General features: G+C 66.9%; 16 protein-coding genes. 7 read left to right on the forward strand and 9 right to left on the reverse strand.

Features of this window, described 5'->3' with window-relative positions; translation table 11 throughout:
* The 4 genes from F9K20_RS14195 to F9K20_RS14210 form a co-directional block, all read left to right on the forward strand.
* The coding region (locus tag F9K20_RS14195) for a DUF294 nucleotidyltransferase-like domain-containing protein (protein ID WP_291002990.1) at nt 1-1,057 on the forward strand (1,057 nt) is incomplete at its 5' end.
* Nucleotides 1,058-1,233: 176 nt separating this feature from the next.
* Nucleotides 1,234-1,854 carry a sigma-70 family RNA polymerase sigma factor gene (locus F9K20_RS14200; RefSeq protein WP_291002993.1) on the forward strand — a complete coding sequence of 207 codons (621 nt, stop codon included), beginning with the start codon at nt 1,234-1,236 and terminating at the stop codon, nt 1,852-1,854.
* Nucleotides 1,855-1,884: 30 nt separating this feature from the next.
* Nucleotides 1,885-2,424 carry a hypothetical protein gene (locus F9K20_RS14205; protein ID WP_291002995.1) on the forward strand — a complete coding sequence of 180 codons (540 nt, stop codon included), beginning with the start codon at nt 1,885-1,887 and terminating at the stop codon, nt 2,422-2,424.
* The gene (locus tag F9K20_RS14210; RefSeq protein WP_291002998.1) at nt 2,421-2,888 is read left to right on the forward strand and encodes a periplasmic heavy metal sensor; all 468 of its coding nucleotides are present in this window, start codon (nt 2,421-2,423) and stop codon (nt 2,886-2,888) included. Before F9K20_RS14205 ends, F9K20_RS14210 begins: the two co-directional genes overlap by 4 nt.
* Nucleotides 2,889-2,900: 12 nt before the next feature.
* Here F9K20_RS14210 and F9K20_RS14215 read toward each other — a convergent pair whose 3' ends face one another.
* From F9K20_RS14215 to F9K20_RS14225, 3 genes are all read right to left on the reverse strand, one after another.
* The gene (locus F9K20_RS14215) at nt 2,901-4,019 is read right to left on the reverse strand and encodes a sensor histidine kinase KdpD (protein ID WP_291003001.1); all 1,119 of its coding nucleotides are present in this window, start codon (nt 4,017-4,019) and stop codon (nt 2,901-2,903) included.
* A gap of 138 nt (nt 4,020-4,157) precedes the next feature.
* On the reverse strand, nt 4,158-6,809 hold the full coding sequence (gene pepN, locus F9K20_RS14220; RefSeq protein ID WP_291003004.1) for an aminopeptidase N: 2,652 nt from the start codon (nt 6,807-6,809) through the stop codon (nt 4,158-4,160).
* Between the two features lie 159 nt (nt 6,810-6,968).
* Nucleotides 6,969-7,355, reverse strand: coding sequence for a response regulator (locus tag F9K20_RS14225; RefSeq protein WP_291003008.1), 387 nt, complete (start codon nt 7,353-7,355; stop codon nt 6,969-6,971).
* 259 nt (nt 7,356-7,614) lie between these two features.
* Here F9K20_RS14225 and F9K20_RS14230 point away from each other — a divergent pair, with 259 nt between their 5' ends.
* The gene (locus tag F9K20_RS14230) at nt 7,615-9,156 is read left to right on the forward strand and encodes a GTPase (protein ID WP_291003011.1); all 1,542 of its coding nucleotides are present in this window, start codon (nt 7,615-7,617) and stop codon (nt 9,154-9,156) included.
* Between the two features lie 21 nt (nt 9,157-9,177).
* Here F9K20_RS14230 and F9K20_RS14235 read toward each other — a convergent pair whose 3' ends face one another.
* From F9K20_RS14235 to F9K20_RS14245, 3 genes are read right to left on the reverse strand one after another with little or no spacing between them, the layout of a single operon-like run.
* Nucleotides 9,178-9,585, reverse strand: coding sequence for a hypothetical protein (locus tag F9K20_RS14235; RefSeq protein ID WP_291003013.1), 408 nt, complete (start codon nt 9,583-9,585; stop codon nt 9,178-9,180).
* Between the two features lie 15 nt (nt 9,586-9,600).
* The gene (locus tag F9K20_RS14240; RefSeq protein ID WP_291003016.1) at nt 9,601-9,828 is read right to left on the reverse strand and encodes a YqjD family protein; all 228 of its coding nucleotides are present in this window, start codon (nt 9,826-9,828) and stop codon (nt 9,601-9,603) included.
* A 15-nt stretch (nt 9,829-9,843) separates the two neighbouring features.
* Entirely contained in the window at nt 9,844-10,134 is a 291-nt protein-coding gene (locus F9K20_RS14245) for a hypothetical protein (protein WP_291003019.1), read from the reverse strand.
* A 211-nt stretch (nt 10,135-10,345) separates the two neighbouring features.
* Between F9K20_RS14245 and F9K20_RS14250 the strand changes: the two genes are divergently transcribed.
* The gene (locus F9K20_RS14250; RefSeq protein ID WP_291003022.1) at nt 10,346-10,882 is read left to right on the forward strand and encodes a hypothetical protein; all 537 of its coding nucleotides are present in this window, start codon (nt 10,346-10,348) and stop codon (nt 10,880-10,882) included.
* A 144-nt stretch (nt 10,883-11,026) separates the two neighbouring features.
* Here the strand turns inward: F9K20_RS14250 and F9K20_RS14255 are convergent, their stop codons facing one another.
* Nucleotides 11,027-11,953 carry a pirin family protein gene (locus F9K20_RS14255; RefSeq protein WP_291003025.1) on the reverse strand — a complete coding sequence of 309 codons (927 nt, stop codon included), beginning with the start codon at nt 11,951-11,953 and terminating at the stop codon, nt 11,027-11,029.
* 75 nt (nt 11,954-12,028) lie between these two features.
* On the opposite strand from F9K20_RS14255, the gene F9K20_RS14260 reads away from it, so the two are divergent.
* Entirely contained in the window at nt 12,029-12,754 is a 726-nt protein-coding gene (locus F9K20_RS14260; RefSeq protein ID WP_291003028.1) for an SDR family oxidoreductase, read from the forward strand.
* Here the strand turns inward: F9K20_RS14260 and F9K20_RS14265 are convergent.
* Together F9K20_RS14265 and F9K20_RS14270 are read right to left on the reverse strand one after the other, a co-directional pair.
* Nucleotides 12,751-14,142: a hypothetical protein gene (locus F9K20_RS14265; RefSeq protein WP_291003031.1), complete on the reverse strand. Its 1,392-nt coding sequence runs from the start codon at nt 14,140-14,142 to the stop codon at nt 12,751-12,753. The genes F9K20_RS14260 and F9K20_RS14265 overlap by 4 nt on opposite strands.
* Before the next feature lie 154 nt (nt 14,143-14,296).
* Nucleotides 14,297-14,830 carry a hypothetical protein gene (locus F9K20_RS14270; protein WP_291003034.1) on the reverse strand — a complete coding sequence of 178 codons (534 nt, stop codon included), beginning with the start codon at nt 14,828-14,830 and terminating at the stop codon, nt 14,297-14,299.
* Nucleotides 14,831-14,919 lie beyond the last annotated feature (89 nt).

Here is a 14,919-nt window from a genome sequence, read left to right on the forward strand (position 1 = left end):
CGACATGCAGTACGTGCTCGACCGCGCCCGCGTGGTCGGCAGCGAGCAGCAGTTCCTCGTCGGCGTGCGCGTGCTCTCGGGCGCCATCAAGGCGAACCAGGCGGGGGGCGCCTATGCGTTGCTCGCCGAGCGGCTGATCGATGCCGTGCTGCGCGCCGTCGAGCGCGAGCTGGCGCGTGCGCACGGCAAGGTGCCGGGCGGCGGCGCCGCCGTCATCGCCATGGGCAAGCTTGGCGGCCGCGAGATGACCGCCGCCTCCGACCTGGATCTCATCGTAATTTATGACTTCGACGACACGGCCCTGCATTCGGCCGGCTCGCGGCCGTTGGCGCCGACGCAGTATTACGCCCGCCTGACGCAACGGCTGATCAGCGCCCTGACGGCGGCGACGGCCGAAGGTACGCTGTATGAGGTCGACATGCGGCTGCGCCCCTCCGGCCAGCAGGGGCCGCTCGCCACCCAGCTCAAGACCTTCATCGACTACCAGAAGAGTGCGGCGTGGACCTGGGAGCACATGGCGCTGACCCGCGCACGCGTCATCGCCGGGCCGCCGCAGTTGCGGGCGAGCGTCGAGGCGGCGGTGCGTGCCGCGCTGGTGCTGCCACGCGAGCGTACCAAGATCGCCGCCGACGTGCGCGACATGCGCGAGCGCATCTTCAAGGAAAAGGGCACCGACGACATCTGGGAGCTGAAGCAGGTGCGCGGCGGCCTCGTCGATGTCGAGTTCATCGCCCAGTACCTGCAACTCGTTCATGCCGCGGCGCATCCCGAGGTGCTCGACCAGAACACCCTCGAAGCCTACCGCAAGCTGCGCGACGCCGGCCTCTTGGCCCAGGACCATGCCGAGGTGCTGATCCCGGCGACACGCCTGTTGCACGATCTGACGCAGATCCTGCGCCTGTGCCTGGAAGGCGGGTTCGACCCGGCGACGGCGCCCTCGGGCCTCAAGGAGTTGCTGGCGCAGGCCGGCGACGCGGCGAGCTTCGCGCAGCTGGAGGCTCGGCTAAAGGAGGCTCAGGGCCGCGTTTCCGAGCTATTCCGCCTGCTTATCGTCTGAGGCAAGGGGGCGCCCGGATATCCTCGGCTGGCCGACGGATTTTGGCCCGCTGCCCCGTTGATTGCGTCGAAGGGGCCGCGGAAGCGGTCAAATTGGGCCCGCCGGCGAGGTCACAGAACCGGCCCAACAGGCGCTAGACTGGAGCGGAACGTTCGGTGGCCATGTCGAGGCTAGCGGTGGCGACGAAGACAACGGGGCCCGACGCGCACGGAGATCGCGTAATGGGGGTGGAGGCGAGCGAGGACGCCGCGCTGGTGGCTGCCGCCGCGGAGGGTGACGCCGCCGCGTTTCGCACCCTTGTCGATCGCCATCTCTCCGGTGTTCTGGCGGTCGCCCGCCGCATGCTGCGCGACGACGCGGAGGCGGAGGACGTGGCACAGGAAGCAATGCTGCGGCTGTGGCGCTCAGCCGACGGTTTGGAGGTCGGCGCCCTCGGGGTGCGCCCGTGGTTGCGGCGCGTGGTATCGAACTTGTGCGTCGACCGCATGCGCTCGGGCAAGCGGCTGACGGTGGTGGAGGAAGTGCCGGAGCGCGCCGAGCCGGCAACCCAACACTCACAACTCGAGGCGCAGGATACGAGCCAGCGCGTCGATGCCGCCTTGAAAGCGCTCCCCGACCGGCAGCGGACGGCGCTGACGCTCTTCCACTACGAGGGGCTGAGCCAGATCGAGGTCGGGCAGATCATGGGGATATCGGACGAGGCGGTGGAATCGCTCCTCGCCCGGGCGCGAAGAACCTTGAAGGCGACGTTGCGCGATGAATTGCGCGAGCTGCTCGCCGACGGCCAGTACGAGTGAACTTGAGAAATTAGAGACGAGACGAAAGCGATGACGAAGAAGTACAGACAGGCAGAGGATAGGGAGGCGCTGGCGCGCCTGCTGGAGGTCCATGGCGCCGATCGCACGCGCTGGCCTGCCCGCGAGCGGTTGCAGTTTGCGAGCGTCATCAGCGAGGACAAGGCGGCGGCGCGGCTGTTGGCAGAGGCGCAGGCGCTCGACCGGCTGCTCGATAAGGCCCCGCGCCCGAGCGAAGCCGGCATCGACGCCCTCAAGGAGCGCATCATGGCGGCGGCGCTGCGCACGCGCGAGCCGCAGCTGACCGTGATCACGGGCAGCAAGCCGGCGTCCGTAAGGACGTGGCCGGCGCAATGGCGCCGCCCGGCGTTGGCGGCGAGGTTTGCAGAGTTGCCGGCGGCGGCGGTGCTGGCTGCGTCGCTGGTGCTGGGCGTGATGCTGGGCTCGGCCGGCACGTTCGATGCGACGGTGCAGGAGGTGGCTCAGGTTGCCGGCTTCGGCAGCACTTCCGACGGCTCGCAACTCGCGCTGGGTGACGAGGCCTACGGCCAGACGGACGAGGACCTGCTATGACCGATGCAACTCAGCCCTCGCGGTTCTCGCCGCGCACCCTGCGCTGGGCATTGGTGGCGTCGCTGGCGCTCAACGTGCTGATCATCGGCGCGGTGGTGGGAACGTTGTGCTTCGGGCCTGGTCCGCATGGGCGGGGCTTCAAGGGCTCGCCGCTGATGGGCTTTGCGCGCACGCTGCCGCGCGAGCGCTCCGACTTTATCCGTCAAAAGTTCGCCGACGCGCAGCCGAACATGGAGGCAATGCGCAAAGGCGTGCGCGATGCGCGCGCTGCCATACGCGAAGCGCTCATGGCCGAGACGTTCGACCAGGCAAAGCTCGATGCGGCGCTCGACGGTATCGTGCAGGCGGAAACCAACGTCACGCGCGCCAGGGTCACCCTGTTCGGGCAGACCGTCAGCCAACTGACGCCGGAGGAGCGGCGCCAGCTGCACGACTGGCTGGAGAAGCGCCGTCCGCTGCACTAATTCCGTATTTGCCTAGACAACCAGCGCTGCCGGGCGAGGGTACGCGTGCGGCAGCGTGCGGCCGGCGAAGAAGTCGGGCTGCACCGCGCGATCGAGCACGGTGACGGCGCGCCAGCCTCCGGCCGAGGTTTCGATCTCCAATAAGGACGTCCCCTGCATCTCGAGCAGCGTGCGCGCCAGACAGATGGCCAGGGAGCCGGCGCGCGGAACCACGTTGGGTTGCTCGCCGCTCACCGAGACCACGACCTCGATGAGCTCGCCGTCGGCGACCGCCAGCAGCGACACGCGCCCGCCGGGCACCGCCCGCGCCACCGCCTCCGACAACACGTTGACCAGGATCTGGCGCAGCGCACGCGGCTCGCCCAGCACCTCGATGTCCTCGGGCATCGCCAACTCGAGCGCAACGTCGCGCAGGGCGGCCTTGCGCTCGATGAACGCCCAGGCATCGGCAATGGCGTGACCGAGCACGCAGGCGCGTGGCGGCTCGGGAGGACGCGGATTGGTGAGGAGGGCGGTAAGCGCCAGCGTATCTTCGGCCGACTTCAGAAGCTCGCCGGCACTGTCGCGGATGTAGCGCACGTAGTCCTGGTAGCGCTCGTTGCCGAGGGGGCCGAACATCTCCAGGGCCATGACCTCGGAAAAGCCGATGACGGCATTGAGGGGGGTGCGCAACTCGTGATTGATGCGGGCCATCAGCTCCGCCCATTCATGTTTGGAAATGAGCGCCGGCTGCGGGCGGCAGCTACGCAGCGGCCGGGGGTGGGCCGATGACGCTGCTTGATAGGCGATCTGGGAGTGGTGAGGTGGTGCGGCGGGGTGGGGGACGGCGAAGCTGGGCGGCACCCTTGGTTTGCGCGCCGCCGAGACAGTGCCGGCGAGGTTGGCACCGGCGCCGAGCACGGCGAGGGTGATGCCGGTCAGCAGCAGGACGGCGGCGGTGAAGCTCGTCGGCAGGAACGGGGTAAGGGCGCCGAGGCTGACGGCGGAGAGGGCGAGAAAGACCCCCGGCTGGGTGCGCAGCACGGCGCGGCGCAGGGAGGCGAGCAGGTATCTTGCCGGTTTCAGCCGCGCAAAGACGGCGTCCGCGAAAGACGGGCGCGCGCGCAGGCAGGCGGACGTAGTCCACGCCATCCTTTTCCCCCGAATTGTTCTTGAATGCCTTGCGGACCCGAGCGAATCCGCCACCCCGAATCACCAGCTTCAGTTCACACCATCGCGAATCGGCTGTCGAGAGTGAATAAGCCCTTCGGCGCCATAAATTTTCCGCGCCTACGCTTCGAGCACACGCAGCACAATTTCCTGCACGTCCGGCGACAGCGTTTTGGCGCGTGCGATGCGCTGCAGGGCCTTGCGTGCCTTGGCCCGGCGGCCGCTTTCCAGCGCGCGCCAAGAGCGCAAGGCGCCGAGCATGCGTGCGGCGATCTGCGGGTTGAGGCGATCGAGCGCCAGCACCTGATCGGCGAGGAAGGCATAGCCGGCGCCATCGGGGCGGTTGAACTGCACCGGATTGGTGGAGCCGAACTGCCCAATGAGGGCGCGCACCTTGTTGGGGGCGGTGAGCGAGAACAGCGGATGGCGGGTGAGCGCCTTGACGCGGGGAAGAGTGCCGGCGAGGGGCGAATGCGCCTGGGCGGCGAACCAGGTATCGATCACGACGTGGTCGCCCTGCCAGGTGGCGTAGAAATCATCGAGCGCCACCTTGGCCTCCGGCCCGCCGCGCGCGGCGAGGAGGAACAGCGCGTGGGCGCGGTCGGTCATGTTGCTCGCCTTGGCATAGTGCCGTGCAAGACGGGCGACGTCGGCGGGGGTGCCGCGCGCCGTCAGCAGCGTCAGCGCGGCGTTGCGCAGGGCGCGGCGGCCGGCGCTTTGCGCATCCGGCGAGTAGGGGCCGCGGTCTTCCATCTGCCGGTAGAGATCCTCGAGCTGGGGCCCGAGCGACTTACCGATCAGCTTCATGAGCTGGCGGTGGGCGCGGTGGATGAGCGCCGGGTCGACGTTCTTGGCGATAATGCGGGCGACGTCGGCCTGCGTCGGCAGCTTCAGCAGCTCGGCGCGGTACGCGGGCTCCAGGCCATCGCCTGCCAGGGCAGAGCCGAGCGCGCGCGCATAGCGCGCCCCGCGGCTCGACCGCCTGCCGGTCGATAGGTTGGCGACGCTCTCCACCAGCGTGCGAGCGGCATAGGCGTTGGCCGCTTGCCAGCGGTTGAACAGATCGCTGTCGCTCGCCATCAGCAACTCGACATCCTCGTCGGGCAGGTCGAGCGTCACGTTGACGGGGGCGGAGAAGCCGCGCAGCAGCGATGGGACGGGTCGCGATGGCACGTCGATGAAACGGAAGCTCTGCTTGCGCTTGGTGAGCGATACAACGCCATCCTCGATCGCCACCCCGCCGTCGAGCTTCAGGTCGAGGTCGTGACCGTTGGCACCGAGCAGCCCCAGTCGCACCGGGATGTGCATCGGCTTTTTGTTGGGTTGTCCGGGCGTCGCCGGCAGGACCTGCTCGATATCGAGGTCGGCGGTCTTCTTGTCTTTGTCGTAACGCAGGTTGGCGATGAGCTCCGGGGTGCCGGCCTGCGAGTACCACAGCTTGAACTGGGAAAGATCGACGCCGTTCGCATCCGCAAAGCAGGTGACGAACTCATCGACCGTCGCCGCCTCACCGTCGTGGCGCTCGAAATAGAGGTCCATGCCGTTGCGGAAGCCGTCGCGGCCGAGAACGGTGGCGATCATGCGCACCACCTCGGCGCCCTTCTCGTAGACCGTCGCCGTATAGAAGTTGTTGATCTCGATATAGCTCTCGGGGCGAACGGGATGCGCCAAGGGCCCAGCGTCCTCGGCGAACTGGTGCGTCTTCAACTGGCGCACGTCGATGATGCGCTGCACCGTGGCCGAGCGCTCGTCGGCCGAGAACTCTTGGTCGCGGTAGACGGTGAGACCTTCCTTCAGACACAGCTGGAACCAGTCGCGGCAGGTGATGCGGTTGCCGGTCCAATTGTGGAAGTACTCGTGCGCGACGACGCTCTCGATGGCCTCGAAGATAGTGTCGGTGGCCGTCTCGGGGGAGGCGAGGATGAGGCGGTCGTTGAAGATGTTGAGACCCTTGTTCTCCATCGCCCCCATGTTGAAGTCGGAGACGGCGACGATGTTGAACACGTCGAGGTCGTACTCGCGTCCGAAGCGCTCCTCGTCCCACCGCATGGCGCGCTTGAGTGAGTCCATCGCCCAGACGGCGCGCGCCTCCTTGCCGTGCTCGACGTAGATGGCGAGGTCCACGTTGCGGCCCGACATGGTGCGGAAGCTGGAGCTGATGGGCGCCAGATCGCCGCCGACGATGGCGAACAGGTAGCAGGGCTTGGGGTGCGGGTCGTGCCACACGGCGTAGTGGCGGCGGCCGCTATCGAGGATGCCGCGCTCGACGAGGTTGCCGTTGGCGAGCAGGACGGGCGCGGCATTGGGATCGGCTTCCAGGCGCACCGTGTAGGTGGCGAGCACGTCCGGCCGGTCGAGGAAGTAGGTGATGCGGCGGAAGCCCTCGGCCTCGCACTGGCTGCAATAGACGCCGTTGCTGCGGTAGATCCCCTGCAGCGCCTTGTTGGCCTCGGGATTGACGTAAGTTGTGATGTCGAGCGTGAACGGCTCGGTCGGCGTCTTGCTCAGCGTCAGCGCCCGGTCGGTGAGCTTGTAGTCCTTCTTGCCGAGCGGGTCGCCGTTGAGGGCGATCTCGCCGAGCTCGAGCTGCTCGCCGTCGAGCCGCAGCTGCTCGCGCCGGCCGACCGCCTTGGGGTTGGCCCTGACCGACAGCCTGGCGCTAATGCGCGTGCGGGTCGGCTCGAGCGAGATGTCGAGGTGAACGTGATCGATCAAGTAGGCCGGGGGGCGGTAGTCCTTGAGGTGGACCGGCCGGGCAGTCTCGAGTTTCATAGCCTCACCGTAGCGCCGCCGCCCGGCTTTTTGCGGGCCGCGAGTTACAACCGATCGTGACTATAGGGGGGTGGGCTTAGCGCGTCATGACCGGCGACCGTGGTTGGCACGGAAGGCGGAGAATTAACAGGGAATTGCGACGCTCGCGGCCAGCTGAAATCAGCGCACGGCGCCCATTGCTGCCGCCTTAATTGTCTTGCAGAGCAGATGCGGGGAGATCGGCTTCGACAGGACCATCTGCTGGTTGTCGCGGCGGACCAGTACGCGCGGGTAGCCGGTGAGGACTACGAAGGGGATGTGGCGCGTCTCGAGTGCCGTCTGCAACTCCTCGCTGGTCTTGTCGGCGAGGGCGTAATCGAGCAGCGCCACGTCGACTGGCTCGCGCGCCACGACCTCGAGCGCCTCCGAGGCCGAGTCGAACGGGCCGACGATCTCGGCGCCGGCCTCCGACAGACGGTCGCAATAGTCCAGCGCCTCGAGCGGCTCGTCTTCGACCACCAACACCTTCCACCCCTGCAACTCTACGGAACTATCCGTTGCCGGCATGGCACGCACTCCGTATGCGTTCGCTTTGTGCACTTGCTTGCTGGGCCAACGGCGGCAAGGTGAAATCGTTCCGGGCCGGAAGCTGGCGTCCGATCACCCTTGCGAGCACTCTGCGCTGCACTAACGGCCCCGCGCCGCGGGGGCGTTCCGGTTGTAGCGATTTCCGCCTAACCTCCCGGCGAGCGCATTCGATAACTGTCCACTATATTGGACGGCGGTGGCGGTTTGCGCTGGGCGCGCGGTAAAGGCTGAGAGCGACGTGGCCGTAAAGGGCAAGGCATTCCTCTATCTGCGCGGCGCCATGATCTTTCTGGCGCTGCTGCTGCCGATGCTCTCCCTGCTGCCGCTGGGTTGGCTGTGGCTGTGGGAGCGCGGCTACGCGCTCTACTGGCTGGCAGCGGCGTTCATGTTGGCGGTTATCGGCTATGGGGCGCAGCTCTTCACCCTTCGCCGCATGCTGCGCCAGACACCGGTCGAGGCGCCCGACGAAGGCACCGAAACGGTGGCCCCCGACCCATCGTGGACGGCGCGCGAGCAGGCGGCGTGGACGGCGGTGGAATCGATCGCCGCCGGCGTGCGGCCTTCCGAGCTCACCGACCGCGATCGCGTTTTGAACCTCGGCGTGCGCACCATCGAGGCCGTCGCGCGACAGATCCACCCTGAGGATCGCAACCCGCTGTGGAAGTTCACCATCCCGGAGGCCTTAGCGCTCATCGAGCGCGTCAGCGCCGATCTGCGCCCGTTCGTCATCGACAATATCCCGCTCGGCGATCAGCTGACCGTCGGGCAAGTCTTGAAGATCTACGGCTGGCGCTCGGCCATCGGCATCGCCGAAAAGGCCTACGATATCTGGCGGCTGATCCGCCTCGTCAACCCCGTCACCGCGGCCGCGCAGGAAGCGCGCGAGCAGATCACCAAGCACCTCTATGCCAACGTGCGCGACCAGCTCGCGCGCCAGCTCGCCCGCGCCTACGTGCGCGAGGTCGGCCGCGCGGCGATCGATCTCTATGGTGGGCGGCTGCGCGTGTCGGAGGCGGAGCTGGCCGGCCACGTCAGCGCCTCGACGCGGCGCGACCGCAGCCAAGCGTTGGGGCGGGCGGAGCCGCTGCGCATCCTCATCGCCGGTCAGGCGGGGGCCGGCAAATCGAGCCTCGTCAACGCGCTGTCGAGGGAAGTGCGCGCGGTGGTCGACGTCCCCGGGGGCACGCGCGACTTCCAGGCCTACGAGGTCGAGCTCGAGGGCCTTGCGGGCTCGATGGTGATCGACAGCCCGCGCCTCGGCGCCACGCCCAAGGAGCAGCGCACGTTTGCGGCGAAGGCGGGCGACAGCGACCTCATCGTGTGGGCGCTCGCGGCCGACAAGGCGGACGCGCGCATCGATCTCATCGCGGTCTCGGGCATCCGCAATCACTTCGCCAAGCGCCCGCACCGGCGTCAGCCGCCGATCGTCGTCGCACTGACGCACATCGACAAGTTGTTGCGCCGGGTTCCGGGTGAACACGGGGAGATCGATGCCGGCGATCCCATGGTCGTCGAGATGGTGCGTATCGTCGCCGAAGGCCTGGGGGTGCCCAAGAACGACGTGGTGCCGGTGAGCCTGGCGCCGGGGCGCGCGCCGTTCAACATCGAGCAGCTGTCCATGCGCATCGCGGCGCGCGTGCCCGAGGCGCGCCAAGCGCAGCTTCTGCGGCTGATGGAGGACGCGGCCCCGCGGTGGAGCGTGCGCCGGCTGCTCGGCCAGGCGGGCAATGCCGCGTGGTCGGCGGCGCGCTCGATGACGCCGACCATCTTCAAGAACTGATCAGGGGTGTGCCGCCGGCGTTCAGCGGCGCAAGCGCCGCGCGGCTCCGAGCCCGAACAGGAAGGCCGTACCCACCAGCTGCAGCGCGCCGAAATGGTCGACGGCTTCCTTGGTTTCCTGATCGACGGCAGTGACGGCGGTTGACGCGGGCGAGGCTTGCGCCCGCCGCCGCTCCTCGACCTTCTCGATCATCCAGGGGACGGAGAGGCTGACGATCCCGACCGCCGCGCAGGCGCCCGCCAACAGCGCCACGGCGCGCAGCGCGCCCAGCTTCGGTTCGGCGACCATGTACGCCGCGATGAGGGCGAGGACCATCGCAGCGAGGAGAAATGCCGCGCCGATCGCACCCCACGTCAAGCGTCGCGAGACGTTCTCGATGGCGCTGTGCGTGGCGCGGCTCGCTGCATAAAGCACGGCTTCCCCGATCATGCTCCCCTCCGGCGCTTAGCGTCTGGCGAGCAGGGCGAGCACGAAGCCGATGCCGGCGGCGATGCCGGCCGCTTGCAGCGGATTGCGGCGGATGCTGGCGGCGAGCTTGTCGTACTGCTCCTGGGCGAAGGCCTGAGCCTGCTCGACGCTCTCGTCGAACTTGTCCTGTGCCGCATGGGCGAGATCGCGCGTCGGGCGCGCACTGCCTGGCGTCGGGGTGCTCGGGCTGTATTGGGTGTTCATGGCTGGCCCTTCTTGCTAGCGCGACAGGATGAGGCCGAAGACGAAGCCGATGCCGGCGGCGATGAGCGCGGCCTGGGTTGGATTGCGCCGGATGGCGGCCTCGATATCGCTGACCTTTTCCTTCGCCTTGTCCTGCACGTCCTCGACGCTGGAGCCGAGCTGCTCGGCGGCAAGGCGCTTCACGGACTCGGCCAGGCTGGCAATGTCCTCGCGCAGCGCCTGAATGTTGTCTCCAACGTCGGCGGCGGCCGAGCGGGAACCGGGTGTGCCGGTATCGGGAGCGCGGTTGGTCGACGAGAATTGCATGGACGTCCTCCTCTTGCCGGGTGGGGTCCCGGGCCTTCCGAAATCGGAAATCAATGACCTACGCAAAACGTCAGCGCGGATAAACGTGTTCCGCGCCATTGCGCTGGCCTAGTATACTACTTAGTCGAGGAACCGATCATTCAATCAAATCGTTCAAATGCGCACAGATAGCAGCGCCAGCCAGCCAAAAAGAACAGAGGAGGAGAGGGTGATGGTCAGCCCGGCGAAGGAAGTTGGTTCGGCAGCGCGCTCCGCCCAAAATTCGGCCGAGGCAACGCTGACCGAGTTGCGCGATGCCGTCTCCGCCATCGCTAAGGAAGTTGCGGATATCGCCGAACGGCGCACGCGCGCCGCGCGCCAGAGCGCCGCCGAGACGGCCGAGGTGGGCGCCGTCGAGTTGCGCCGTGCCATCCGCCGCCAGCCGGTGCTAGCGATGGCCGTGGCCGCTGCCGCCGGCGCCGCGCTCGCGCTGCTGATCGCGCCGCGGTCGCATCGTTCGTCGCCGGCGCCGCGCTGGGATCGCTGGGCGCCGAACCTCACCCGCGCCGACCTCTACGACCTCGCCGACACCATTCAGCGCTCGGTGTCGCGCGCGGCGAACTCGGCCGCGGCTCCCATCACGCCGGCGTTCGAGCGCATGGTCGATGCCATGAGCCGCGCCGACACATCGGCGGTGAACTCGATCATCGAGAAGGCGAGCACTTGGTTCCAGAAGGCGCAGGAGAAGGCCAAGCAGAAGATGGGATGATTCCTCGTTCCAACCGTCATCCTCGGCTTTATGCCGAGGATCCAGCCTTCCCTTCGCTCCGCACGCTCGCCGATGAATTTCGATTGTTGAAGCTCGCGGCGCACTGGGTCCTCGGGACAAGCCCGAGGATGACAGTTGTGGAGTCTAACTGCGGTCGGCGGGGAGGGGGATGAACTCGTCGGCATCACCGGGCACGGGCGCAAAGCGTTTTGCCTTCCAGTCCGCCTTGGCCGCGTCGATGCGGTCCTTGGAGGAGGAAACGAAATTCCACCAGATGTGTCGCGGGCCGTCCATCGGCTCGCCTCCGAGCAAAATGAGGCGCGTCTGCGCGGTGGCGAGGATGGAGATGCGGTCTCCGGGCCGGAAGACGAGCAGCCGGGCGCCGCCGAAGCTCTCGCCGGCAATGTCGATCTCTCCCGAGACGATATAGATCGCGCGCTCGTCGTAGTCGGCATCGAGCGGCAGCACGGCGCCGGGCGCCAGCACCGCCTCGGCGTAGAAGCTGGGGTGCGGAAACTCGGCCGGCGAAGTGTGCCCGAACAGCTGGCCCATGACGACGCGCACGGTCTTGCCCTCGCCTGCGATGCGCGGCAGCTGCGCGGCGTCGTAGTGGGCAAAGGTCGGTGCGCCTTCTTCGTGCGCGGCGGGCAGCGCCGCCCACGCCTGGATGCCGAACAGGCGCGGGCCTAAAGCGCGCTGCTCCGGGGAGGTGCGCTCCGAGTGCACCACCCCCGCGCCGGCCGACATGAGGTTGAGCTCGCCCGGCCTGATGGCCACGGCGCTGCCAAGGCTGTCGCGGTGCATGATCTCGCCTTCGAACAGGTAGGTGACGGTGGCGAGCCCGATGTGCGGATGCGGGCGTACGTCGATGCCGCTGCCGACGAGAAACTCGGCGGGTCCCATCTGGTCGAAAAAGATGAAAGGCCCGACCATCTGCCGGCCGGCGGCGGGGAGCGCGCGGCGCACCGAAAAGCCGCCGAGATCGCGGGCGCGCGGCACGATGACCTGCTCGAGCGCGTCGCAGGCGCGCTTATCGCCGGGCCGTGGATCGTCGGTTGGCAGCCAGCTCATCTTTTCCGCTCCTATGCCGATGCATATTGTATATGTCGCGGCCCGCAACAATCGCGCAGAAACGAGAGGTGTGAAATGCCGGGCAGTCTCGAAGGCAAGGTCGCCATCGTCACGGGCGTCAGCCACGACGGACAAGTTGGGCAAGCGGTGGCCCAGGCGCTGGCCGCGCAAGGCGCTTCGCTCGCCGTCTGCGCACGCACCAAGGACAACGTCGAAGCGCGCGCCGCCGAGCTGAAGTCTGCTGGCGCCAAGGTGATACCCGTTGCGGCATCGCTGACGGACGAGGCGCAAGTCAAAGGTCTGGTGAGCGAGACGCTCGGCGCCTTTGGGCGCATCGACATCGTCGTCAATCTCGCCGGCGGCCTCACCATCTACAAGCCCTCGACCGAGGTGAGCGTCGAGGAATGGATGCGCGAGGTGGGCAACAACGTGCTGAGTGCCTTCCTTCTGACGCGCGAAGCCTTTCCACACCTCGCCAAGGCGGGCGGCGGATCGGTGATCAACTTCGCGCGCGCCGGCAACGCGCAGGCCAACATGCTGCCCTACAACGTCGCCAAGGCCGGCGTCGTGGCGCTGACGCGCACGTTCGCACTCGAGGGCAAGGACGCTCATATCCGGGTCAATGCGGTAGCGCCGGGGCTCGTCGACACCGCCTCCAACGTCGCCATGATGAAGCCGAAGGACACCTCGAAGTGGGCGCAGCGCGGCGAGATCGCCGATACCGTGGTGTTTCTCGCCTCGCCCGCCTCGCTCGGCATCACCGGGCAGGTGCTGGACGTGACCGGCTGGGGCCTCGCTTAGGCAGGAAGGCGCGCGTCGAGCTCTTCCTTGCGCCGGACCAATCGCCGCAAAGCCTGCAATTCTTGCTTCACGGCCTCGTTCTCGGGATCGCGCAGCGCATACGTCAGCGACTTGTGGATGGCCTCGACATCAACCGCCGCACCTTGCGCAATCTGCCGGTTCACGAGTTGCAGCCCGTGGATCTTCACCTCGTCAGAGTGGTTCTCGATATTGAACAAGAACGACTGCGGAAGCGCCCTGATTTGGGCTTCGCTGCAGAGATCGAGCAGGCGCTTTTGAGCGGCAGCGTAGTTGTTGGGTGCGGAGATCGGCTCGACGGCGACCGCCAGCATCTTGGCCCTCGCGGCGGAGAGTTCGCCTCCGGCCAGGTCGCCGATGAGCAGGAGCGCGATGTTCCATAGATCGGCAACGATCGCCGGTTTGTGGTCGCCTTGCTTGATTTGATGGCAGGCGCCGCTGATGATGCCGTTGCGCAGCTCTGGTTTGAGCGAAGCGTGCGTCTCTTCGAGCAGCAGCTTCACCCGGTTTAGCCCCCAGCTCTTGTTCGCCTCGCTCTGGTCGGCAAGGTGGAAGATGAAGGTCTGCGGAAACGTTAGAATGCGCGCGTAATAGCAGGTGGTGAGGTAGCGGCGCCGGGCGATTGCGACCGGATGAGAAATGGCGCCGCGGATCATGCGTCGCTTCATGAAGCCGGGAGCGCGGGCAGCACGCATCTGCAGGTACGTTAAGGCCTTGCCGTCCGGCATGGCTTGACTGTCCTGCGATTCCAGCGCCTGGCAAAGCGCATCGACGTCCACCCATTGCTGCATCAGCAGCCGAAACACGCCGAAGATCCATGTACCGGTCGCGAAATAGAGCCCGAGGCGGAAGCCGATGGCTTCGGGCGTGGAGGCGAAGGCGAGCTGAAAGTCGTGGTCGAGCTGCTCGAGCGCGAATTGCACGATCCCGCCGATCAGCGGCATCTGATGCAGGCAGACCAGCACGTATTCCAGGTATTCGCAGGTCGTGCTGGCGCAAGAAAATTGCGTGTGGGCCTTGATGATGGGCGCTCCGTGCAGGTCGAGATGCTGGCAGAGGAGCCCCGCCAGAAAGACGAGCGCGAGCGATGCGATGGTCAGCAGGCCGGCCCTGCGCACGCAACTGATCGCCGGCAGGATCTTCTGATCCTCCAAGATCAGGCCGTCCCAGTATCGTGTCTCCTCGGAGATGATCAGCAGCGCCGAGACGATGATCGCGATCTGCAAGAGGAGAACAGCGAAAGTCGCGTGCAGGACCCAGGGTCGATCGACAAAGTAGAACAAACAGGCAAAGATGGCCGCGTTGAACCCGATGAGCAGGGCATGGCTCGCGCGTGAGAGTCTGCCGTCGCGCTCGTGCGCGCCAAGCATCCAATCCAGAAACCTCACCAACGGCCGAACGGTCCAAGAGAGCGCAGCGCGTGCATGCTGGAGCATGATTCCCCCGAGCGAAGAGGCTCCCGCCCATCCCCAAGAGGGGCGGCACGGGAGCCGAAACCAAGGCGGCGGATCGGTGGTCGCGGCGCTAGTACGCGTTCTTGATCTCGATCAGCGCGACAATCGACCGGGCGCGGTCGGGATCGAGCCTGAGGCTGCGCGCAAGCTGCTCGATGTAGGCCTGCTCGCTCAGTGTGATGGCACGGTCGGCGAAGACAAGGTCGACGGCGTGAGCGAAGACGGACTCGGCCCTGACCCTGACGAGTTCTCCCTGTTCCGAGCTGCCGAGAATCGACGAGCAGGCCGCTCCAAGGATGGTTTCGAGACCGTCGCGGTTGATCTTGTCGTCGATGTGCTTCTGAAGCTCGGCGATCCTGGCGAGCGTAAGCTTCGAGAGGGTGCGCGTACGCAAGGCGAGTGCGGACAACTCTTGCGCTTCTTCGGGGCTGACGACGTCGTCAGCGCGCGCGGCCCCTATCAGGATCGTGAGAAATGCTTCCTCGTCGGATACGACGGGCGTCTCACGGCCAATACGGAACCAGCCTCGGTTTGGCTTTTCCGCGTCCACGGCCGCCTTGGAGAAGAAGCTCTGGGACCTAAAGACGACGTTGCTCTCCGGCATGCACAACTCCTTTTACTCTGTATTCAGCATAATACAACCAGGAGTTGTGGACAAGATTAGGGCGCCATTTCCCAAGACGTCGATTTTTC

The organism is Hyphomicrobium sp., from assembly GCF_009026145.1.
Taxonomy (GTDB): domain Bacteria; phylum Pseudomonadota; class Alphaproteobacteria; order Rhizobiales; family Hyphomicrobiaceae; genus Hyphomicrobium_A.